Annotated in this window: 17 protein-coding genes; 1 reads left to right on the forward strand and 16 read right to left on the reverse strand. The window is 42.8% G+C overall.

From position 1 onward, the window contains the following. Positions 1-313: 313 nt before the first annotated feature. From J0X03_RS15865 to galU, 16 genes are all read right to left on the reverse strand, one after another. On the reverse strand, positions 314-3,319 hold the full coding sequence (locus tag J0X03_RS15865) for a DUF4214 domain-containing protein (RefSeq protein ID WP_047575273.1): 3,006 nt from the start codon (positions 3,317-3,319) through the stop codon (positions 314-316). A gap of 288 nt (positions 3,320-3,607) precedes the next feature. Further along, positions 3,608-4,696 carry an acyltransferase family protein gene (locus tag J0X03_RS15870; RefSeq protein ID WP_226772986.1) on the reverse strand — a complete coding sequence of 363 codons (1,089 nt, stop codon included), beginning with the start codon at positions 4,694-4,696 and terminating at the stop codon, positions 3,608-3,610. A 43-nt stretch (positions 4,697-4,739) separates the two neighbouring features. Then, complete coding sequence (locus tag J0X03_RS15875) at positions 4,740-6,725, reverse strand: right-handed parallel beta-helix repeat-containing protein (protein ID WP_080301884.1); 1,986 nt, start codon at positions 6,723-6,725, stop codon at positions 4,740-4,742. 21 nt (positions 6,726-6,746) lie between these two features. Next, positions 6,747-8,177 carry an undecaprenyl-phosphate galactose phosphotransferase WbaP gene (gene wbaP, locus J0X03_RS15880; protein ID WP_047572113.1) on the reverse strand — a complete coding sequence of 477 codons (1,431 nt, stop codon included), beginning with the start codon at positions 8,175-8,177 and terminating at the stop codon, positions 6,747-6,749. 85 nt (positions 8,178-8,262) lie between these two features. Continuing rightward, positions 8,263-9,429: a glycosyltransferase family 4 protein gene (locus tag J0X03_RS15885; RefSeq protein ID WP_047575279.1), complete on the reverse strand. Its 1,167-nt coding sequence runs from the start codon at positions 9,427-9,429 to the stop codon at positions 8,263-8,265. Positions 9,430-9,457: 28 nt separating this feature from the next. Then, positions 9,458-10,432 carry a glycosyltransferase family protein gene (locus J0X03_RS15890; RefSeq protein WP_069100907.1) on the reverse strand — a complete coding sequence of 325 codons (975 nt, stop codon included), beginning with the start codon at positions 10,430-10,432 and terminating at the stop codon, positions 9,458-9,460. 18 nt (positions 10,433-10,450) lie between these two features. Then, the gene (locus J0X03_RS15895; RefSeq protein WP_103101096.1) at positions 10,451-11,257 is read right to left on the reverse strand and encodes a polysaccharide pyruvyl transferase family protein; all 807 of its coding nucleotides are present in this window, start codon (positions 11,255-11,257) and stop codon (positions 10,451-10,453) included. Next, positions 11,229-12,530 (reverse strand): oligosaccharide flippase family protein, encoded by a 1,302-nt coding sequence (locus J0X03_RS15900; protein WP_069100908.1) that lies wholly within the window; start codon positions 12,528-12,530, stop codon positions 11,229-11,231. The genes J0X03_RS15895 and J0X03_RS15900 overlap by 29 nt, the downstream gene beginning before the upstream one ends. An 18-nt stretch (positions 12,531-12,548) precedes the next feature. After that, positions 12,549-13,601, reverse strand: coding sequence for a glycosyltransferase family 4 protein (locus J0X03_RS15905; RefSeq protein ID WP_072022479.1), 1,053 nt, complete (start codon positions 13,599-13,601; stop codon positions 12,549-12,551). 69 nt (positions 13,602-13,670) lie between these two features. After that, a complete protein-coding gene (locus J0X03_RS15910) occupies positions 13,671-15,083 on the reverse strand; it encodes a hypothetical protein (RefSeq protein WP_047572118.1) in 1,413 nt (470 codons plus the stop codon). Positions 15,084-15,138: 55 nt separating this feature from the next. Then, positions 15,139-16,299, reverse strand: a complete 1,161-nt coding sequence (locus J0X03_RS15915) for a glycosyltransferase family 4 protein (protein WP_226772984.1) — start codon at positions 16,297-16,299, stop codon at positions 15,139-15,141. A 121-nt stretch (positions 16,300-16,420) separates the two neighbouring features. Continuing rightward, positions 16,421-18,586, reverse strand: a complete 2,166-nt coding sequence (gene wzc, locus J0X03_RS15920) for a tyrosine-protein kinase Wzc (protein ID WP_047572122.1) — start codon at positions 18,584-18,586, stop codon at positions 16,421-16,423. Between the two features lie 12 nt (positions 18,587-18,598). Continuing rightward, a complete protein-coding gene (locus J0X03_RS15925) occupies positions 18,599-19,033 on the reverse strand; it encodes an arsenate reductase/protein-tyrosine-phosphatase family protein (protein WP_072022480.1) in 435 nt (144 codons plus the stop codon). Positions 19,034-19,043: 10 nt separating this feature from the next. After that, positions 19,044-20,180 carry a polysaccharide export protein gene (locus J0X03_RS15930; RefSeq protein ID WP_072022481.1) on the reverse strand — a complete coding sequence of 379 codons (1,137 nt, stop codon included), beginning with the start codon at positions 20,178-20,180 and terminating at the stop codon, positions 19,044-19,046. Positions 20,181-20,455: 275 nt separating this feature from the next. Then, a complete protein-coding gene (locus J0X03_RS15935) occupies positions 20,456-21,349 on the reverse strand; it encodes a sugar phosphate nucleotidyltransferase (RefSeq protein WP_047572124.1) in 894 nt (297 codons plus the stop codon). 55 nt (positions 21,350-21,404) lie between these two features. Further along, complete coding sequence (galU, locus tag J0X03_RS15940; protein WP_047575284.1) at positions 21,405-22,301, reverse strand: UTP--glucose-1-phosphate uridylyltransferase GalU; 897 nt, start codon at positions 22,299-22,301, stop codon at positions 21,405-21,407. 609 nt (positions 22,302-22,910) lie between these two features. On the opposite strand from galU, the gene J0X03_RS15945 reads away from it, so the two are divergent. Then, the gene (locus J0X03_RS15945; protein WP_046686711.1) at positions 22,911-24,494 is read left to right on the forward strand and encodes a TerC family protein; all 1,584 of its coding nucleotides are present in this window, start codon (positions 22,911-22,913) and stop codon (positions 24,492-24,494) included. Positions 24,495-24,519 lie beyond the last annotated feature (25 nt).

Genomic DNA, 24,519 nt, shown 5'->3' on the forward strand with positions numbered 1-24,519 from the left:
AAAAAAAGAATTATCCCGAGAAGGCTCACCTCAAAGAAATGCCCGAGACTGCAGATACTTTCGTTAACTATAGGTAGAGAAAGTGAAAACCGGCAAGGTGGGCCATAAAAAAAAAGCCGATCAACGCGCCTGACAAAAGCCAAATAAAACAATGCGATATGAGAAAATAAAAGCAAGAAGGGAAGATAACGAAATGGAATAACTTAGAGAGAATGACGCCGCTCACAAAATTAAACATGCGGGGGATTACGCCCCCGCATTATTTAACCCCAAATAGTTCCATGTGGAATTATTTGTTCTTGCAGCTTTACCCTTAGGCGTAGTGCAGAGTATCCACCAATTGCTGGTGGTTCTGGCCAGTCAGGTATACGACGGTATCGTTAAGATCCAGCGCGTGGTTATCATTGTTGTCGATAATCACATAGGAGCTGGCGGTATTGCCGCCACCGCTGAATACAACGGATGCCACACCCACTTTCGACGTCAGCGAGTTGTTGCCATCCAGACCGAGAATACCGCCCAGAAGGCCGATAACGCCATTGGTCAAACCGCCCACCAGGGTCCCCAACAGCGCATCCAGCGTATCTGCTGAGCGCGTGCCGTAGTCCGCGACCGCCGTGCCGCTGGCGTCATTGGAGATAGTCAGGCCGCCATGGTTAACATCGACAATCTTGTCTTTGAGGCTGCTAAAGTCTTTGATGGTCACACCGGCCTGCGTATTACTCGCTTTGATGTCGTAGATGTTCGCACCCGCACCGCCGGTCAGCGTGGTGTTGCCAATCACGCCCAAAGTGTCGGCAGCGCTTGAGCCTTCTACGGTCAGTTGATAACCGTTCAGACCCAACGCCGTCAGCACAGGCGCAAGCAGGTTGGTAGTGACGACGCTCAGCGGCAGAATGTTCAGCAGTTGAATGATAATGCCGTCACCGGTGCCGCCATGGCTGGAGTCGAGATTCAGACCAGCGGTGTTAGTGGATGCATTGATATCACGCACGTTGCTAAAACCGCTGCCCAGCGTCAGATCCAGCGCGTGATCACCGGTCACGTTGATGGTCTGAACCTGCGCATTGGTGCCGGCCAACGACAAGATATTGTCAAAACTACCGGTCCCGCCCGAAGCCACGTTCACCGTACTCAATGCAGTACCACCAATCAGGCTGCTGCTGCTGTTCAGGCTGATGGCGCCGGCATTCACGTTGGCAGAACTCACCGCATCAAAGTTGATGTTGAAGTGGTCGGTGGCGTTTTGGACGAAGGTAAAGTTCAGCGTACTGGCGGAGGTCGCGTCACCTTTCACTTCCAGCTGTGCGGCGTTACCGCCGGCAGCGTTGATGACGTTGACGTTAGCCAGGCCGGAGATCACGAAGCCTTGCGTCCCCAGGTTGGTCGCCGCTGCGTTCTGGGTGACTGTGCCGCCCGTAGTGCCTTCTACCGTAGACGTGCCGTTGGTCAGGCCAAAGTCGAAGGTGTTGGTTGGCGTAGTGACGCTGGTGGTGGTCGGTGAACCAATCAGCGGTGTCGTAATCAGCGTACCGACAGACTTACCGATATAGCCGGTCAGATCAATCTGCTCAAAGTTCGAGAAGTTGTTGGCGTTGCTGCTCACTGTGCTGGTGCGAACGCCCAGGGCGTTCTGGTTAGTCACTACGGTTTTGGTGATAAAGTTGGCGGAGATGGAGTCGGTACCTGCGCCGCCATCAGCCTTAACCGTGTTCGCGACAGTGTTCGCCCCACCGGAAACACCGTTGCCCGCCCAGTGCAGGCTGTCGTTACCGGCGCCGAGGTTAAACTTCGCCGTGCCGGTCGCGATGTTTGCCGTCGAAGTAACGACCACGTTGTCTGCGCCGGAGCTGGCATTCAGGATCACGTTGCCGTTGTTGACGGTGACAGCAACCCCTGGGTTGACACCGTTGTCAGACAGGTTAACCGTTGCCGCGCTGGTGCCGTTGATGGTCAGGTTGGCCAAGTGATCGGCGAACTTCAGGTTGACCAGGCTGGCGGCATTGGCGTTCAATTGGACATTCGTCAGTACAGCTGTTTCGGCGTTGCTAATTTGGTGTGAAGCCCCGGTATTTACTGTTCCCGTAGCGTTACCGCCCGCAGCCGTTGCGGTCAGCGAAGCTGCCGTTTTGTACAGCAGACTGGTACCGATATCAAATTCGAACCCATGCTGTTGAGTTACAGTTGTGGCATCAGTAGCAGTCGAAGTACGAAGATCATTAATTATTGCCTGTGTAATCAATGACTTGGAAGAAAGCCCACTATAAAGTGCAAGTTGTGCCGCCGTGGCAGCTGCGCCATGAACGGCAGTATAGACATGCTGGATAAAATCATCGCCAGATAGCTGCGCACCTTTACGCTGGAATTCTGCAGATCCTAAAAGACTGGTAATGAGACTTTCAAAAGACTTGCCAGCTTCAAGTTTTTTACTGTAAGGATCCAAGCCCGCGGCATCAATTGCACGATCAGGAACGGCGAGATAGATAGAGGCCACTTGCTCTTGATAAACAAGCGCCGCCAACTCGCCAGGTGCATAAACCTTGCTTGCTCCATTAAAATGCGTCTGAGCGAGAGCGTCGGATGGTGATACCGTCCCCCTCAGAGAGGCGATGACTTCCAAAGCAACTTGGGCACGCGACGTCCCCCCCGTGAGTTCACTGAGGTAAGTGTTAAGTTCACTTTGCGTAGGCGCACGCTCATAACCTTGCACGAACAGTCTGGTTACAAAGTCAGTATTGCTCACACCTGATAAGTAAGCTCGTCCCTTGATTGCATCCGTAGCCGCATCTAACAGCGTTTTTGTTCCAGCACTTATCGCACTGCCCCAAGTATTAACAATATCTGGTGTAATACCTGCACCTAATACATAATACAGAGCCTGAATATCGGCGGCACCACTTCCTGAGGAAGCTGCGGCGCTTGCAGACGGATAAAGTATGGTATCAATAGTATTCGTGAAGGAGTCTTGTGCAGCTAACTGTGTCGAATCAAAACCACTGTAATCCAACACCCCATTGACAATCTTGGAAAGAATCTGGCCAACCGTTCCGCCACCAAGCAATTCCGTCAAAACGGCCCCTGATGGAGCTTGCCCATAAACGTTGGTGTAAACGCTCTGCACAATTTCCGAGGTAGTCTTTCCAGCATATAAGGCTTGCCCTTGAGCTGAAGACAGTAATGTTTGTACATAACCATCCGAAGTAACCACTGCTCTTTCTAACTGTCCCCCGATAGAGTCATAAGCAGAGATTGTTGATTTTGTTCCCAATACTGCATAAAGAAGAGCTGCTGCTTCTTGTTGATACGCTAAACCAGCCATTATAGTTCCCCTTGCAATGCTAAATGCAAACTGTTTAGAGAAGCCGAAAGATAAGAAGAAACGAAAGACAAAATTGAACCTAAAAGAAAACATAAAGGTTCACGATTTGAGTTAAGTTCACCAATCAAAGCTTGTCAAGAACAAGGGGGTCATTAAAAAAACAACTATAAATCAACCAGTTAAAAAATAAATTAAATAACTAAGATTATTATTATCATGCAATTATTTTAGCAAAAAAAAACCCAGGGAGCCCTGGGTTTCGAGTTACAAGAAATAAATAAAGAAACGCTAGCTGCTAACTATATGATTTTTCATCTTTCTGCCGAAAGCGACAGCAGGTTCTTCTACGAACTTATAAATCACATGAGAAATTGGAATTGTTACAATTACCCCGATGATAGCCCAGAAGAGCTTCCAATTTGAATCGAGTGTATCGGAAAAATATTCAAACAAAACAAGAATTGAAGGATGAATCAAATAAACAGAGTAACTTATTGTCCCCAAAAAAACAAAGAAACGATTTTGCAATCTCACTTTCGTTGTAAAAATGAAAAAGAGCACGACACTCAACAGATAAGTGATGATATAGCGAATACCATTACCAAATAAACCACCATATGCAAAACTACATATTACTGGAATCATAAATACATAAACAAAAATATACCTTCCACATAACTTCTTCGCGTAATAATCACCATGAAGAATATATGCGCGCCACATCCCACCAAACATCATTAACGATAAAGCAAGTGGCAGAGCAACAGGAAGAGAAATTCCACTAAAATAGCGAACCCCACCTAAGAACAAAGCAAAACCGAGCATTACCAGAGAAAGATAAAAATTTGTCCTGAGATTATTCAATATTCCCATCACAAAAAGAAATACGCATAACGCATAGAAAACCAACTCAATAAATAATGTCCAATAAACACCAACGATATCTCTAACCCCAAAAGCAGATTGAAACATAGTGATATTAGACAATATTTGAAGAATAGGATATGACGCGCCACAAAAATAGCTGACGACTAAAAAAATAAAAAGCGATACCCAGTAGGCCGGATAAAGACGAAAAAAACGAGAGATGAGAAAGGCTTTCACACCACCATTCTTTTCTTTAAAACTAAAAGGGATAATAAACCCACTAATAATGAAAAAAAGTACGACACCAATCTTTCCAATATCAATAAAGTCATGAAATATGACCGAAGAACTCAAATATAAAGGAACAATAAAATGTGCTATAACGACACCAATAGCAGCTAAGCCACGTATGGAATCCACATACTCCAATCGCCCAGGGACCCCGGAACTAGCTTTCTGCTGAGGTAGGTCTCTGTTCATATCATCCGCCAAAATAAAATTTCGTTCCATACAAATTACAAACTCAAGAATGGATTAGGTAATAGCCTGCAAATCAGTAACCGCTATTAATGGTCAAAATAAAGGCAGTATTGATAGATGCGGTTTCCTTCCCAACATTTACAATATTGATAATAGCCTGACCTGCCTTCTGAACGATAGCTGAATAAATCACACCTGGTACACCGAGTGCGGGAGTAACAGAGACAACAAGAAACCCCTCCTTTATCCGATCATCTCGCACCGTCAGCTCGCCTGAGGAACCTACAGCGACTGAAACCTTATATACTTCTGTCTTTACAACAAGATCGAGGAATTTATCAATCTGCCACTCTCCTGGATTCCCTTCCTTAGTGCATACCCATTCACAAGGCATACCCGGATAAACATTTTTATTAATCGCTCTATCACCTCGTTTAAACTTTCCTTTTTTTGGGAGACCAAAGTACGTGGTTTTATACCCCAAAGATTCATGATCGCAAGAAAGGTAACTTAATGAAGTCGGGTTTAATTTGAAAACAATAGCAGAGTCATTATTTATTATATTGTCCTTGAAAAGAACCGTGTCCGTAAGATTGACCTCCGAGTAAAAAACAGCAAAACCTGAGGCGGTACTTATTCTGTTTCCGGAAAATATACTGCCAGACACATCACCCAGCATAATATGCCCCATGTTTTTTTCAGAAACTACATTTCCTGAGAAAGTCGTCCCACCCCCTATTTTCAACACAGCAGAATCCTTGCCTGATTTCGACTTCAAACTATCAGAAAAAAAATTACCTTCAATGACGCAATCTCTTGCGCTCAGAAGGGTTCTGCACCGAGAGACTCGATTGTTTGATATCGTTGCATGATTAGCTGAAATGCCAGGGAAATCGGCTTTTTCAGACAATGCGCAATCAGATACAAAGTTTTGAGAGATAATAGTATTCTCTACATCAACACCATTTTGTGAACTAAATGAAATCCCCGCCTGCTGGGTATATTGAACAGAATTTCCTGAAATCAGAGTTTTATTGCTAGAATGCCTCTGAGGGTTATTATAAACTGCATTATCTATAACAATGCCAAATCTTTGCACTGCCGTAATATTATTATCCACAACCTTCAGGTTTTCTATATTTGTAAAAGAAATACCGTAAGAGGTATTCTCGACTGTATTCCCTTGCACTAACAAATTATGGAAATAAGTTGAAGACCCCTTTACCTCGTCATTTAATGTTATCCCACCGCCATTGGTTCCTTTAAGCCCATAACGATCGGCACCGCCATGAACGCGGTTATATATAACTTTACCATCTCTAGAATCCCGGCTGCCGGTTTTCAAAAGAATACCGTCACCATTGTGGTTATAAATATGGTTATCAAATATCATCCACCGAGAGCTAGAACGTACTACTATCCCCTCTTCTCCTAAATCATGCAAAGTGCAGTGCATGACTCTGAAAGAATGGCTGCTAGTGATGGCAATTGCATCTGTTCTAAAACTTATATCCAAATTAGACAATGAGAACCCAGTACAGCGCTCGATCAAAACACCACTCGCAGACTTACTCCATAACTTCTCCACCTTTGAGGAACTTAAGATTACATCTCTGATAGAAAAATTACGCCGCTCTACAGCACGAAAAAAGTACTCCGTATCGGAGTCTGAATCCAAGTAAATTAATCCATGGCCGAAAATATGGCAATTAGAAGGAAGTTCAAATGATGCACGAGAAAGTCGGTATTCTTTTTCAATATTAATATTGACAATGTTGTTTTCTGAAAGCTCATGGGCCTTAGAAAACATTAAAGAAAAGGCAGTATAGTAATCAGATACCACACCACTTGACTCAGTATTCGCTTTGTCAGCTTGTTTAGGAAGAAACATTTCTGGACTTAAAGTAACTTGTCCCTCGATAGTTTTAACCCCTCCCATTACAGAGTCTCTGACAAACTCAACTTGATTTGCTTTTGGTAATGGTTCTGCACTAGCTTTAAATGAATAAAGTCCAGCAGCACCTACCAAAAACTTGCCAACAAGCTCTCGTCTATTCATACTTCCCCCTCAGTCATCGCTTCAATACGCGCCGTCTCTTTTCAACACCACGCCTATAGTTTTAAAAAGAATTGCGATATCATTCCAAAGCGCCCAGTTTTTTACATACCAGGCATCAAAGTAGACACGCGTATCATAGTCTATATCATTTCGACCACTGACCTGCCACAAGCCGGTCATACCAGGCTTAGCCATCAAATAGTAATCAACATCACCGGCATAGCGACAAAGTTCCTCTTCAACAACGGGCCTAGGTCCCACCAGGCTCATCTCACCAATGAGAACATTCCAAAGTTGAGGTAATTCATCCAAACTCGTTTTCCGAATGAATGAACCAATCTTTGTTATTCTCGGATCATTTTTCAGTTTAAAGTCAGTTGCCCACTCTTTACGAGCATCCTCGTTCGTCCTCAATATCTCTTCCAATACCTCTTTAGAATTTAGAACCATAGACCTAAATTTCAAACATTTGAATTTCTTTCCATTATGACCAACACGCTCATGACCATAAATAGGACTACCGCCATCGCGAGAAATTTTATATGCCAAAATTAAAAGAACAGGAGAAAGAAGAATTAATATAGCTAATGAGCCAAATATATCGAAAGTGCGCTTAATCAATCTCGATGATCTTTTTGCCAAATTATTACTGACACGCAGAATCATGACTTCATGGCTGAAGATAAATGACATATCTGTACCATAAAGAGGAACACCACGCAGTGTCGGTATTACAGAAATAGAACGGCAATTATGCTTGGCAAGCTCTTTTAACCAATAATCTCTTTCTGCATGCTGTTCGAACTCAAGGGCAATGATAAATTGTGTATTATCCGTATCTATTCTTTCCCAAAGTTGCTTCTGTGTCGCAATTACAGGAACCCCAAGAAAAGTATCATCACAAGGCTCACTAGTACATACAAATGCAGACACCTGGAATCCTAAGACCTCTTCGCTTTGCAGTGCGACAAATGCTTCTTTAGCATTTCGACCAGTGCCTATAATAACGGTATCTTTTTTCCAGATACCAAATTTGTTAAGAAGCCGCTTTGTAAATGCTCTGCTTAAAGGCAGAAGAGTTATGATCATCACCCAAGAAAAAAGCCAAATATATCTGGAAAAATCCCATTTCGAAAATGCTACAAGGGCCAAGTCAAGGACAGAGAAAATGATCAATGTTCTAATCACTTCTTTAAGTTCAAACCAAAATGGTTTCCGATACGTATAATGCCGCAACCGCGTCCAAAACCATAAGACACAGAGCAATGACAGTATAAATTGAGCTAACGCCCTTGTGGCAAATTCAGTTTGTGGTAGGAATTGCTCAATCCCTCCAAAAATAAAATAAATCACAATGCAAGAGAGATAAAATGACGCATTGAAAATAATAAGATCAGATATAGCTAAAGCGAACTTTGAAACAAAGCCACTTACATTTTTTTTAGTACCCATTGAATCATCTCGTCTGATACAGTTTAATTCAAAATAAACAGCATTGAATTCACCAGAAATAATAGAAGCAGAAACATTAAAGTAATTAATATTGTATGCGTTTTTTCTCTGAGAAGTCTTGCCATTTATTCGAAACGTACGCATCGATCTCTTTTCTAAACCTTGCAGTAGAAAATTTCTCAGCATGAGTTCGACAATCTAATGGACTGATTGATTCACTTATTACATCAAATTTTTCAATCGCTACAATCAGTGAGTCAACGGATTGTTGTGGGAAATGAATACCTGTCGCAGAAGATTCGCCATAGGGTCGCACAGTTTCGAGGGATCCCCCTTTACCAAAAGCGATCACGGGTGTACCGCAAGCTTGTGCTTCAACAGGAGTAATTCCAAAATCTTCTTCAGCAGCAAAAACAAAAGCTTTCGCTTTTGCCATCAAATTTTTCATAGCCTCATCGCTTTGATAGCCTAATATCTCAATATTTGTATTTTTTCCGGCGACTTTTTTTATTTTCTCCATTTCGGAACCATCACCAATAACAACTAACTTTTTTGTTGGCATATGAGCAAATGCTTCGACGACTAAATCAACCTTTTTATATGGTACCAAACGGGATGCCGTAACATAGTAATCATCTTTATTATCGACCAGTTCATAGCGCTGAACATCTACCGGAGGATAAATGACATCAGCATCACGTCCATAAACCTTTTTTATTCTCCGTGCGATAAACTGTGAATTGGCGACGAAATGATCTACTCCATTTACAGTTCTGTAATCCCACATACGCATTTTATGTAAGATATATTTCGCAAGACTGCCTTTAAAACCACGATTCAACCCTGACTCTTTCAAATATTGATGTTGCAGATCCCATGCATATCTTATCGGAGAATGTACATAGCTTATGTGAAGCTGGTCAGGTCCGGTCAGCACTCCCTTCGCGACAGCATGGCTACTTGAAAGGATAACGTCATGGTGACTAACATCTAATTGTTCAACAGCAAGAGGCATCAGGGGAAGATAGTTTTGATATTTAGATCTTGCCTTTGGCATTTTTTGAATAAAACTAGTCTTAGCACGCTTGTTTTTAAACGCATCCATTCTGGTTTTATCAGATAAAAAATCGATAATAGAATACAGTTCTGCTTCAGGATAGAGCTCAAGAAACTCTTTTATCACCTTCTCGGCACCAGCAAAAGTCACTAACCAATCAGCTACAATTCCAACGCTTATTTTATCATTTAGCATTATTTCCTCGCGTAACATATAGCCTTAGTCAATCAAAAATTTTATTTTTCAATGCATTGCAGATGGTTTCATCGCTAAAGTTCATACTAATGACTTCATTTAATTTCCCATCGAAGTGAACTCTTGGTTTCAGCGCACTAAGCCCCTCACCCAATGATGCGATATCTTTAAAACAAACGATAACATCGTGACCTAATTCCTTTTCTGCCCATAAAAGAAAATCGCTTTCAACGCTTATAACTCTTACACCAGCACTGAGTGAATAGAAAAAACTCCCGCTGACAATCATGTCACTATCAGCATGGGCGATAATAAGTCCCTGGGAATTATTAATGAGCAAATGAGCCTCATTATCACTTAGGAAGCCAGCACGAATATCAATGTTATCTCCGGCTATTCCAGTTAAATAACTTAAGTACTCAGTGTCATCGCAACTTCCAGCAATCGTTAGTTTAACATTTTTGGGCACAGCAGCGATAAGCTGATCCAGCTTCTTATATTTCGTGATTCTTCCAAAAAAAACATAAGAAAGTAATGGTGGTTCAACAGCCACGACCGGAATAACGGATTGATACAAAGGATGAGGGATATAACGTTTATTATCCTGACTAGCCACCGGAGAGTGCATGATAACTGAATCATATAAAGACTCCAGAAAATCTGTATACTGTCTGGCACGTTTAATATCAGACTCAACTGCAGCATGCGGATAAAAATTATGCCTCACATAAACAACCCTCCTCGAAACAAGTTTAAATAGCCACGTTTTGAGGTAACACTTAGTGAGACAATAGAAGCTAATTCTTCCCTTTTTATTAATTAACCCAGACTCGAGCCAATTAACAAAAGCATAATCAAACTTTCTAAATTTAAACTTTGCAAGACTCAGCAATAGCTCTTTTGATGTATGCCCTTCGATACTGCCAAATTTAGACAGGAGGATTTTAAATCTGTTACTGTATTCATTGACGCCATTATTTTTAGGGTAATATAAAATTCTCATATAATCACATATACCCAATCATGATTCAGTCACATCCCAAAGGTCATATGGAAACGCTTGGAAGAGCTTTGGCACAAGGCTATTCATATCTATAGGTTCTGCGTGTTTAAGCTTGAATGCTTCATCAACACTTTTGGCCACTGGATAGTAATCCCGTCCAGTTCCTTGATAGTAGTCATCGTATTTAAACATTGATTCACCACTTTCACCATCGAGGAAAATAGCAGGTATTCCGTATGCTTCTGCAATGATAACGCCATGTAAAGAACTAGAGATGACGAATGAACTATTTACAATTCTACGAGTGAAGTTTAACGCCCCCTGCCTTGGCGAGCATAACATATGTCTATATTTTTCGTATTTCCCCATATCTTCATTCATGTGAGGAATGACAAGAACCTCTCTCTGTAAACGTGCATCTTCTAAAATTTTCTTGCTAAAAATGCTAGGTAATAAAAGCGCAGGGTCTCCATAAACCTCAGGTACATCGATCCCTTTGTCTTGCAGAACTTTACGCGTCTTGGGTCCACGAACTGCACGAACATCCAAGCGAGAAAAATTTAACTTATCTAGAGGTATTTTTCCATTAACACCGGTCCCCCAAACGCAATCGCCCTGGTTGGCAAAATGCATGACGGAACCAATTGATAAGAGTTTATTAGATGAACTTTTCTTATCCATAATTTCTTTATCTTGGAGGATAAGCATTTGCTCAACAATTACCTTAGCCAAATGATCGCCGGCATTAGGAATACCATCTTTTGGTTCCCACCAAAAAACACGCTTGCGCATTTTATCATTTTTTGAAAAACTTAAATTTAACATATGAATACAATTCCAGATATGTGTGGTATGAGAACAATAAAATCAATGCACGAGCTTTTATTTCTGCATTTCGTCTAGTCGCTGGGAGCAGCCATTCGACAAAGTAACCAACAAAAAGGTAGCTGAGGAAAACTGATATCGACGCGCCAAACGCACCCAAGGTGGGGATAAGCGCAGCATTAAGAATTAAGCTTAATGCCAAGCCAAATAGATTTCTTACAATAGCAAAGCGTTCCAACTTGAAGACGCTATAATACAAACCACTGAGATTAACAATCACCAGAACCGGGAGTGCCAGCATTAACATAGAAAAAACGGCTATTGACTCTTTAAACGCATCGCCTAGCAAAAACGGGATCAGAATGGGCGAAATTATAGCAAGAAAGACACTCATAGGGATGCTAATCAACATACCATAGAGATATAGCTTCTCTAAATAACTCTCTTTATCAATCTCTTTATTTTTACTGATGTAAGGCAGAAACACACCAGCCAGCAACGATGGAATTGATAATAGCTGCTCAACCAGTTTATAAGCGCCCGCGTAAATACCAACACTTGCCGTCCCGGCCATAATAGATAACATAAACTGATCAGTCCTCATGTTTAATTGGACTACGACTACCGACATCCAAAAAAATAAAGAACGACTAAAAAGATGCTTTCTTATTATTCCACGTGATGCCGCGCTGCGTACCTTTGTAATCTTCATTTTATGCTTTTTAGTCAAAAAAACACAAATGATGTTTATTAAAAGATTACTAAATGCATAAGTAAAAAGAAGGTAAATAAAATTGCCCGGCCCGCTAAAACAGATTGCAATCCGGAGCAAAGCCAAAGCAAGAGACACAGTAAGTCTAACTTTAACTAAGATCTGATTTTTTAAATTAGCTTCAAAATGATAAGTGAATATTTCAAATGGAGATGCGATAAAAGCAATTAGCAAACCATAAAAAATCACATCATAGTTGTTATAGTATAAGAATATTGCAGCAAAAGAGAGAAAAAAAAGGGAGCTGGCAATTTTTATGTAAAATGCCTGAGAGAATATCAGCGCTTCTCGTGCAGGATCTTTGAGCGAGGAATACACTCGCCTAATACCAAACTCTGAAACCGTTACAGCCAGAGCATAATATAGCTGAAAGATAGCAAGTCTACCAAAGTCCTCCACTCCCAAATACCGGATAATAACCACATTGGAAATGAGCAAAATGAGCGTAGTAGAGAACTTCTCAAAGATTAAATAAATGAGATTGGATAATAACTTTCCCATTATACTTACTGTGCCTTGTTAAGAGTTAAGAGAATTAATAAGTTGATTCAGTTTATTAGCTGATATGTCCCAAGAAAACCGCTTTACGTTGTCAGAACCTTTATTTATCAAACTCTCTCTCAATGCTTGGTCTTGTACAATTCTATCGAGAGCTTGAACAAATGTTGCCTCATCCCAAGGATCAAAGAAAAGTGCACTATCCTGCAATACTTCAGGCATGGAGGCTTGGTTCGATGAAACTACCGGACAAGCACAAGCTTGCGCTTCTAAAGGAGGTATACCAAACCCCTCGTAAAATGATGGAAATATAAAAGCCAAGGCTGAATTATAAAGCGCAACTAACTCGTCATCTGAAACCCGCCCCAAAAGTTCGATTCGACCAGATTTTAACAAGTCAGATGATAAGTTTGAGGTAGCAAAACTACTGTTAGTTCCACCGATTATTTTCAACTTAACATTCGAGTTTTCTGATATCTTCTCAAATGCACTAATTAATCCATGGAAATTTTTGTGATAATTATTTGACGATACCGCCATGAAAAAAGACTGTTCATCAAATGCACTTGTTTTTTTAAAGACCTCACTAGAAGCATTGTAAATAACGTGAATATCTTTTTCCGGGTAATGGTAAAAGTTCGAAATTTCTTTTTTAGAGAAATCACTTACCGTAATGAGTGCTGAACTAGTTTTCAAAACCCTGGGTATAATTATATCGTACAGTAGTCTGAATTTCAGGGAGTAGCTTTTGGGGTATTTTTTATAAGTTATATCATGCAATGTCGATATTTTATTATTATAGCGAACAGGTGATGTATTGCCTAAGTTCACCAACAATGGATTATCGTTGGATTTTAGAAAACCAGGTAGTTCAATTTGCTCCCAGTAATGTCCAGTATGGTTACCAACTACTTTAACATTTAACTGTTCAGCGACATCCTTTCTTTTTATATTATCAGGCGAAACAAAAACCAGATCGTTGCGAATCTTACTCAGCGAGATAGAGATAGACTCTGCAAAACGCTGCACACCTGTTAAATCTTGCGTTAGAAATCTAGCATTAATATAAATCATAAAAAACCTCTCACAAGCCACTCATTTCTAACATCCTACTAATCCTATTGGATGTTACTAAAAGAATCATTAAAAAATATACTTTCGTGATTCTTCATCTCTTGCTGACTGTTTTATAGCAGTAACAAATATCAGAAGTTTCGCTATCGTCAGAATAACAAATGGTCCCGACTGGAAGAAACCAACTGATACTGTCATCATCCAAATTAAATTAAAGAATATTGCGTTATAGAGAGGATTGAAAGGTAGTCTTATATTAATTAATGTTATTTTGCACAAACCATACGCCAAGAAGGCAAGAACAATAATCGTTCCAAGCGGCCCTACAGTTTTAATGAACGATACCACAGGGGTTTGTATATTCCTTTTATAATTCGCCAAACTACTCTCTTTTAAGATGGCCTTCACCTCTCCATCATCATCAGTTTCAGTCGGAGAATAGAACTGACCACCATGACCAATACCGATAATAGAAGCGGGGAAGTGACTTCCTGTATATTCCCAATAGTCCGTTATCTGACCCGATCGGGTGTTCATTGATTTACTTGTCGATAACATTGCTATTGTTGATGCTAAGAGGACGATAGATATAGCCGCAAACATAATTTTAAAGACAGCAACTCGCCCCTTCATCGCATTTACAAACGTGTCATAGAAGAAGAATAAGGCTGCCAGCATAAAAATGTACTTATATATATTTGCATACATTAAAAAACCAATACCGATAATTGCTATATATATATATATTCTTTTTAGTGGTCTGGTAAAAATAAACGAAACGGTTAGCAGTGCATACATCGTTAAGAAATTATACACATCGTCTTGGTCGATAATACTTACGTTGATACCATAACGAGACCAAACATAGTCTTTATATATCAGTGTCGATATAAATCCTGAGATCACGTTGATCAAATCAAGAATTAAGAACAAAGAAAATAACTTATAAAACCCCAGTCGCTTAAAATCACCAACAGCATTCTGAAATAAATAAGCAACAACAAAGAAATAGATGATCCCTCTGAAATATAATAGTTGATCAGTAAGCTGCCCTTTACCACCACCATAGCTATGAAGCAAGAATGCCAATGTTGAGATAGTAACGATGACTACGCCTTGGACAAGTATAAACTTAATAAAAAATGAAGTATCAATGTCCAATCGGAAGGTCAATGCGTTTCTTTGTAGTGCTTTTTTCAGCACAATCAGCATCAATGTTAGCAAAAAAATAATATCTAATGGTGCCAGAGGGCCGATCACCTTGAAGTGAAAGATGAATGTTCGAGCGATCGCCATGTTGTAGTCATGAATCGGCTTCACCATCATATTATATGATGAGTATGAACATGCAACATAAAATATCAGCAATAGCAAAAATGATTTGCTAATTTTTTCACTCTTTTTGAAGTAAAAGAGAATTAGCATCGCAATAGCTATAAAGATAAAAAAGACTATTGAGTCAATAAAAATCAACCCTGCCATATACTTCTCCAAATAACTTATACATCTTTATTATAGAATTAAATTATCAGCATTTTTACTTCTGATAGATATTAAAATAAGCCTGTGCGATCCTACGTTTATTAAAAATAGACTTTTCCGACTCACTAAAATCTCTCGGTTTTAGGCAAAAGATATTATTAATATTTGCCTTATCAAGGTCGTGTATATTAGGCAACATTCTTTCCAACTCACTTATCCCACCAACTAAGTTAGTGAGTACAATCTTTCCCGACATTGCACATTCTACGACAGCGCGTCCAAATGGTTCTTGCCATTTTATCGGAAGAACCACAAAGTCGACTTGCTCCAAAAACGTTGTTACAGGGACAAATCCGAGAACATTAATATTGGCTTGTTTCGCTCTGCCCTCAAGCTTTCTTCCAGAGTTATCTGAATTAAAGCGACCTGCTGCAATGAATTTGACTTCATCCTTTCCGCTAAACTCTTCCGCAATGTCACAGAATTTATTAAATCCTTTGTCTTCAGTTAACCGCCCTATAAATCCTACCACAACATTTTTTTCTGGCTGAGATCGATAGCATAAATCAACTTCAACTGAATTATAAATCGTTTCCTTTATTGCATTTTTAAAAAAACCATTTTGCGAATGAAAATCCCGAATGTAATCGCTAATGCCAACAAAGCTATCAATGTTCTTGCTCTGAAATCTTTTTAAAAATGACCATGCTTTAACATTCATCGAGCTGGCTTTAATATTGCTTTCTTTCACATATAGTGTTGAACCAGGATGAAAAAGATAGTAGTCACGTGCCGTGTGTACTAATTTTATTTTCCTTTTTTTTATCTCATTCCAGATAGAAACCGAGAAGCCACTTAAATTGTTCGTGTGAACAACCTCAGGGGAAAAATTAATAAGCTCATTCCGAAATAGTTTCGCCATGCCAATATTATAATTATCAATCAAATGCCAAATTAGCTTTCTTACTTTGTTTTGATTTTGATTGCTACCATATGGCCAATAAATGTTTTTTAATGGTAGATAAACCACTTTCACACCATTAATGATAGCTTCCTTTCTATTTTCCTCTTGATGTATGCATATTACTCGAACTTCATTACCCATCATCACAAGCTCTTCAGCTAAAAGCTGAACTGAAACTTCTGCGCCGCCGATTTTATACGGAGAATAAAGTGTGTTAACAATCATTATCTTCATGCGTACTATTTCGCTCATGCTTGATGCGTAATTTGAAAGGATTTGCACTATCTTTTTTTATTGACTGTCCATGCGGTAAAAAGTCAGTAAAAAAAAACAGTTGAAGTCTCAAGGCCGCATGGCCTTGAGACTTATAGAGTTATGCTTTTTCTGACGACTTATATTCGTATTGATAATAGCCATAACCACCGTAATAGCTACTGGCCCTTTTCTCTACGGCGTTTAATATAATACCTTTAATATCAATCCCGTTTTGGTCGAAACGTCTAATACTCACTTCAATTTCTTTCACAGTATTCATACCAAAGCGCGCGATCATCAACGCAGTCCCTGCATGACGTCCAACAATTGCTGCATCAGTTACTGCAAGAATAGGAGGTGTATCAACCAGAACCATATCGTAATTATCTGACGCCCATTTAAGGAATTCCCCCAAACGCTCGGACATCAACAATTCTGACGGATTCGGCGGGATCTGACCGCGTGGAATAAAGTCAAGCCCACTGATTTCCGTTTTACGAACAGCATTCTCGATAGTCGTTTGTTGTGACAATATATCTGAAAGCCCGTTCTTCCAAGTAGTATTCAGCAAACTGTGTGAATAGCCTTTTCGCATATCCGCATCAATAATGAGCACTCGCTGCCCTGCTTGGGCGATTACCGCAGCCAAGTTAGTGCTAACGAACGTTTTACCGATGTTTGGGCTAGCACCAGAGATCATCAACACATTGTTCTTTGACTCCAACATTGCGAAATGTAGGCTGGTTCTAAGACTTCTGATCGCTTCAATCGCAAGATCAGCCGGATTTCCTACCGCAAGCAGTGCTTCTGAACGAGTGTTACTTTTGATGCGTTTAGTCAGCAAGCTCTCCCTATCTTTTTTCTGTTGCCATTCAGAGAGAGGAACACTTGCATAGACATTGATTCCTTCTTGTTCCAGTTGATCTGGAGTTTCAATGCCTCTGTGCAGCATCGCCTTCATTAACACGATACCAACAGACAACAAACCGCCAATAAAGGTGGCCAAAATTACTATAAGTGTTTTTTTCGGTTTAACCGGCTTCGGTTGAGTTACTGCGGGGTCTACAATTCGTACATTGCCTACAGTACTAGCCTTAGTAATGCTTAGCTCCTGCTGCTTATTAAGCAACTGCATGAATATCTCTTGGCCAGCCTGGACATCCCGGGTCAGGCGAAGAATATCTTGCTGTGTTTTTGGCATTGCACTGACACGTTTATTTAACTTATCACGCTCTTTTTGAAGAGTCGCTCTCTTCTCCATTAATGCTTTATACGCAGGGTGTTCCTTTGTATACAACTTGGATATTTCCGCCTCTTTGAACGTCAACTCATTCAATTGAGACTCAACAGAAACTATCGTGTCCAATACAGATTTTGCCTCTAGAGATAAATCTACAGAGTCATTCATCTGACGATATTGATTTAATTTATCCTCAGCTGTATCAAGAGCACCTCGCACATCAGGCAATTGCTCTTTTAAGAAATCCAAGCTTTTCGCGGCTTCTTCAGATTTTCGTTCCACATTCTGAAGTAGGTAGTTTCGGGCAATACTATCAAGCGTTTTTCTTACAGCGACCGGATCCTCACCAATCAAGCTCAACTCCAAGACGCCTGTATCTTTTCCTTTATCTGCAACAGAAAAAGAATCCAATAAGCTATTTATTGCCACTAAAATTGGTTGCTTGACGATTTTGAATTTAGTGCCCGGAGCAGCGATCAAGTCACTGACAAGAAGCGATACTGAGCCTCTGCTTGCTTGCTGCCCAACTGTTCCTTTAAGAACTTCGGTTCCGTCAAGGCTGAGTGAATAGTGCTTATCATCAATTACTTCCAGTTCAAACGGCACACTCAACATGTCTTCTGATATATTAAAACGAGACAAAGCAATTTGAGCAGGTGCGTGTCCCATTAATCTTGCCCATCCGCGGCCAAAGATTGGAAAATACTGTTGTTCTACAACAGTTTCCAGACCAAGATCGGAAACCGTTTTGCCTAGAACCATTCGCGATTGGATAAGTTCTATTTCAGTTGACGAACCAGGCTGACTATTGGGAATCATTTGTGATAAATCGTTGAGTAACGAATTACCCGCATTTTGTTCAACCTGTACTAAAGCATCAGATTGATAGTTCGGTGTCGCAAATAAGGAATATACTATTCCTATAACAGCAAACAGTGTGGTTACACCGATAATTAACCATCTATGATCTAGTAACGTACCAAACAATCGCCCCAAGTCGATTTCTTCGCTGCTACTGTTCGTGTTGTTTGTTTTTTCAGTCATTTTAATCTCTAATTAACGATTTAATGCCTGTGCCCATTTTTGGGCAGACTCATTGAGTAGGCTATAAACGAATTCAAAAGCTTCATTGCTTTTACCGTAAGGGTCTGGCACTTCTCTTTGCCCAGCCCAATGACCAAACAACATGGTCTTTCCTCTGACCTCTGGCGATATTCGGCAAACAGCATCAATGTGTTTTTTCTCCATCACTAATAACAGAGAATATTCTCGGCACATCTCTTTAGTAATTTGCTGAGCGATATGCCCATCGAGCGAAAGGCCATTCAATTCTGCAATATGGATAGCCGAGCTATCTGCTGCTTTGCCTACCATAGCACCTAGACCCGCAGAACTGATTTTCTTTTCTGGCAAATATTGTTTCAATAGACGCTCACCTGTGGGTGAGCGGCATATATTCCCAACGCATATGACTAGTATCGAATCAAACATTATCTGTTCCCTACGGCCAATTACGGACTCGCAAAGCACCTTCAGTAAGATCATTGAAGCTCGAAATGGTTGGAGCCAACTGACCAATGAGGCGGTTCCAGCGTGCGATTGGAGCAACTGTCACATAAACAATATCATATGGCTGAAGGGGGAATTCAGATCCCATAACCATTGCTGTCGCGTCCGCCATATTTAATTGATAAATATTCGCTAATTTGTTGCCTTCCGTACCATGTAGTGGACGTATGACAAATACGCCAGTCGCGTCGGATCCTGTAGGATTTAGCCCTGCTGCGTTGCCTAATGCCTCGGTCAAAGTCATCCCACTGCGATCCATCTTAAGCGTGGCTGGTTCTCTCACTTCCCCCATGACAAATACTTTGAGATTATCATTGCGCGGAATGTAGAGAATATCACCAGGATATAAGAGATGGTTTTGCGTCAGATCTCCATTTTGCATGAGTCTCTGCAGTGAGATTCGATGTTCTTTGTTGTTATGGGTCAGAACAACATTTCGCCAATCAGCATTTTCCGTAAGCCCACCAGCAGCATTGATAGCATCTAGAACGGTCAGAGGCACGTTAGTTATCGCTTGCTGACCCGATTTTGATACTTCACCTGTTACATAAGCCTTTTGGGAACGAAAAGCGGCTATATTTACGTCAACTTGAGGACTTTCGATGTACTGTGCGAGTCGATTTGCAATTTCGGAACGAACTTGACTGGCCGTCTTGCCGACAACCCGCACTTTACCAATGTATGGGTAGAAAATGGTGCCATCCGATTGGACCCAGTTACCCGTATCACTTGCGCTGCGATATTGGCCAGCAGGTGTTGTCAGTTCAGGGTGATCCCATACGGTTACATTCAGTACATCGCCAACACCAATCCGATACTCGTAGGATCTCAGCGATGAATCAAGTAATGCATTGGACTGTGCTACAGCACTGACAGGACGCAACTTTTGCAGCAACTTGGGAGTAACCGGATAGATATTAACCATCTCATTGATATTAAAATCACTATCTTCTTGTTTTACCGTCTCTTTTCCCATCGTACTCAGATGCTGACCAGGAAAAACTGTGCAGCCACTGACCAAGCTTATCGATATCAACGCGGATATCATTTTTAAGTTTCTTTTTGCCATCGAATTATCATCACTTTCAAAGTAAAACGGTTGCCATGCTAAGTCTTAGCCAACGAATCGCTCCATATGGCACTCAGCAGAGATGTATCGACCAATAACTCAAACGAATGAAAAAGATGAGCCCATTGAGCTAACATTGAAACGGGATCTGCTAAGATAAAATGCCCTGCAGACATTATTGCACAACTGTGCGGCAAAAAAGAGAGCACGGCCAAGATACATGCCACATGCCCCCTCATTTTCATCTTTTCCCAAAATCCAAACGTTCGATAAATTTAAAATGCCAACCTCTTCGCCCACTCGCGAAATGCCTCACCCTGCGTTGGGTGGCGCAGACCATGCGTAACGAAAGCGCGTAAATAGCCCATTTTCTCGCCGCAGTTGAACGACTCTCCCACTAAGACTGACGCCTCTACCGCCTGGTGCTTAAGCAATTCCGCGATCGCATCAGTCAACTGGATGCGCCCCCAAGCTCCAGGTTCGATTTTTTCCAGAATCGGCCAAATATCGGCGGAAAGCACATAGCGCCCAACAGCTGAGTAGTTTGATTTCAATTGCACATCGCTGCCTGGCTTTTCAATGATGGCAGTGATGCGCGAGGATTCGCCAGGCCGCAACTTATTGTTCTGGCACTCAACTACGGAGTAATCACGCAGAACATGCTCATCCACGGGTTGTATCAGAACCTGACTCAACCCCGTCTTCTCAAAACGAGAGATGAGATGCGGCAGATTCTCTTTTTTCAGATCGGCTTTCGCATCATCCAGCAGCACATCCGGCAGCAGCACGACGAAAGGTGAGTCACCGATTAACGGCTTAGCACAAAGCACCGCGTGCCCCAGTCCTTTAGGCTGCCCTTGCCGAATATGCATCAACGTTACACCTTTCGGCGTTATCGACTGCACCTCATCCAGCAGTTGCCGCTTCACGCGAGCCTCCAGCATCGCCTCCAACTCGAATGAGGTATCGAAATGGTTTTCAATCGCGTTCTTGGAAGAATGCGTCACCAGGATGATCTCTTTAATCCCAGCCGCTACGCATTCATTGACAATGTATTGAATCAAAGGCTTATCAACGATAGGCAACATCTCTTTCGGAATAGCTTTGGTCGCCGGCAGCATGCGCATACCCAATCCGGCAACAGGAATAACCGCTTTCAGCTTCGTCATAGTAGCCCTCCCATTCAATCTAGTGATCGCTTTCAGCCGCAGTGGCGACAGCCTGTTACTTTTCCAACGTCTGCTTCAACCAGCGGCTGAAATTTTCACCTTCTGAACTGTGACGCAGACCATACTGCACAAACGCCTTCATATAGCCAAGCTTGTCACCGCAATCATGAGACTTGCCGCTCATATGGAACGCTTCCACCGTTTGCTCATTCATCAACATCGCGATTGCATCGGTCAGTTGAATCTCATTCCCTGCGCCAGGAGGGGTTTTCTCCAACAATGGCCAGATAGCGGCGGCAAGCACATATCGCCCGACGACAGCCAGATTGGAAGGCGCATCCTCACAAGCCGGCTTCTCTACCACCGCCGTCATCGGCGCGCTTTCACCCGCAGCAATCATCGCGCCGGAGCAATCTACTACACCGTATTTGGACACATCTTGTTCCGGCACCGGTTCAACCATGATTTGGCTGTAGCCCGTATCATCAAAACGTTGGATCATTTTAGCTAGATTTTCTTTACGTAAATTCGCTGTAGAATCATCCAGTAAAACATCCGGCAACAGCACAACGAAAGGAGAATCCCCCACGATTGGCTTGGCGCATAGTATCGCATGACCCAAGCCTTTCGCCTGCCCCTGACGTACCTGCATCACAGTGACATCGGGCGGACAGATGCTTTGTATTTCGCTTAGAAGCTGACGTTTCACGCGAGCTTCGAGCACTGCTTCCAGCTCGAAAGAAGTGTCAAAATGATTTTCAATCGCGTTTTTCGACGAATGCGTGACCAATACGATATCTTTAATCCCCGCCGCTACACATTCAGCAACAATGTACTGGATTAGGGGCTTATCGACCACGGGCAACATTTCTTTAGGGATAGCCTTGGTGGCGGGCAACATACGGGTCCCCAAGCCCGCTACCGGGATCACTGCCTTGAGTCTTGTTTGCATTTTCATTCCAATCCATCGTAGCGCTGCATTCATCTGCGCAGCGTGAATAAGGGGATTTAATCAGGCACGCTACCGCCCTTGGCTTGCAGCTACCAAAGTACTGTTAACGACGTGTCCACCCACGTCATCGCATGAGACAAGTAATTTTTATGCAACACGGCACTCATTCTTCGTTTGAACTGCAATGCTGTTCACAAAAAAATAAAAAAATCGATGCCTTTATAACCAAAAAATACTAGTTACTGCCGTTATATGACTAAGATTCTTATACTAATGTCTAAGTGATACAAGCCTTAGATTCCCCCAGTCAGCCGTTTTCAGAATAAGACTACTCATGCCACATCCCGATAAGAATCATAGCTTAAGAAAATTTTTTTAATGTTTTGATTTAAATAAATTTAATAAGGCGTTTCTTTTATGAGCACACGTCATCACGGTAAATATTTACTCCCCGCCCTTACCTCCTTTGGCCACGAGGTGATGGCCGATGTTTGTAGCCATTCCCCTGCTCTCATCCACGTCCTCTCGATTAGAGTTGAATTTTGCCGCCTCAGCGCCCATCATTCCCGTGCGGCATAAGCCGTAGAACTTACAGGTGAAATTGGGCGTATGGAATGGATCGCTGATCCAACAATTTGGGCCGGCCTGGCCACATTGGTCGTGCTGGAAATCGTTCTGGGTATAGACAACCTTGTCTTCATCGCCATTCTGGCGGATAAACTACCAAAACAACAAAGAGATAAGGCTCGTGTCGTCGGTCTGTTGCTGGCGCTGGTGATGCGTCTGGCGTTGCTCGCCTCCATCTCGTGGCTGGCGACGCTGACCAAACCGATGTTCATCGTCGCAGAACACCCCTTCAGCGGCCGCGATCTGATCATGCTGGTAGGCGGGATATTCCTGCTGTTCAAAGCCACCATGGAGCTGAACGAGCGGCTGGAGGGCAAGGATGAAGAACAGCATGGCACACGCAAAGGCGCGCGCTTCTGGCCGGTGGTGGCGCAGATCGTGGTGCTGGATGCCGTCTTCTCGCTCGACTCGGTGATCACCGCGGTCGGCATGGTCGACCACCTGGCGGTGATGATGATCGCGGTCTGTATCGCCATCGGCCTGATGCTGCTGGCCAGCAAACCGCTGACGCGCTTCGTCAACGCTCACCCGACTATCGTCATTCTGTGCCTGAGCTTCCTGCTGATGATCGGTTTCAGCCTGGTGGCGGAAGGCTTCGGCTACCACATTCCGAAAGGCTATCTCTACGCGGCGATCGGCTTCTCGGTGATGATCGAAGCATTGAACCAACTGGCGCAGTTCAACCGCCGTCGTTTCCTGTCGAAGGTGCGGCCGCTGCGCGAGCGTACCGCCGAGGCGGTGCTGCGCATGCTGAGCGGCAAACATGAAGAAGCCGAGGTCGACAGTCATTCCGCCAATCTGCTGGCCGACAGCGACAGCGAAAACGGCGAGATCTTCAATCAGCAAGAGCGGCGCATGATCGAACGCGTGCTGGGTATGGCGCAGCGCACGGTCAGCAGCATCATGACCTCGCGTCACGACGTCGAATACCTTGAGCTGAACGATCCGCAGGAGAAGCTGACGCAATTGCTGGAGCGCAATCAACACACGCGCATCGTGGTGGTAGAAAGCAGCGCCAGCGATGAGCCGTTGGGCGTTATCCACACTATCGACGTCCTCAAACAGCAGCTGGCGCAGGCGCCGCTGGATCTGCGCGCGCTGATACGCCAACCGTTGATCTTCCCGGAACAGCTCACGCTGTTGAGCGCCCTTGAGCAATTCCGCCAGGCACAGACGCACTTTGCCTTTGTGGTCGATGAGTTCGGTTCCGTCGAAGGCATCGTCACCCTGACGGACGTGATGGAAACCATCGCCGGCAACTTACCGGAGGCCGGCGAAGAGGTGGATGCACGCCACGACATTCAGCAAAACGAGGACGGCAGCTGGATCGCCAACGGCTATATGCCGCTGGAAGATCTGGTGTTGTACCTGCCGATGCCGCTGGAAGAAAAGCGCGAATACCACACGCTGGCGGGGCTGCTGATGGAACACAGCCAGCGCGTGCCGCAAGAAGGCGAACAAATCACGATCGGTGACTACCTGTTCGAGCCGTTGGAGGTCAACAGCCACCGTATCCTGAAAGTGAAAATCACCCCGCCTCCCCCACCGGAGGACTACGAGGTTTAACATTGAGGCCGGGTATTGCCCGGCC

It is taken from the genome of Serratia ureilytica, from assembly GCF_017309605.1.
Taxonomy (GTDB): domain Bacteria; phylum Pseudomonadota; class Gammaproteobacteria; order Enterobacterales; family Enterobacteriaceae; genus Serratia; species Serratia ureilytica.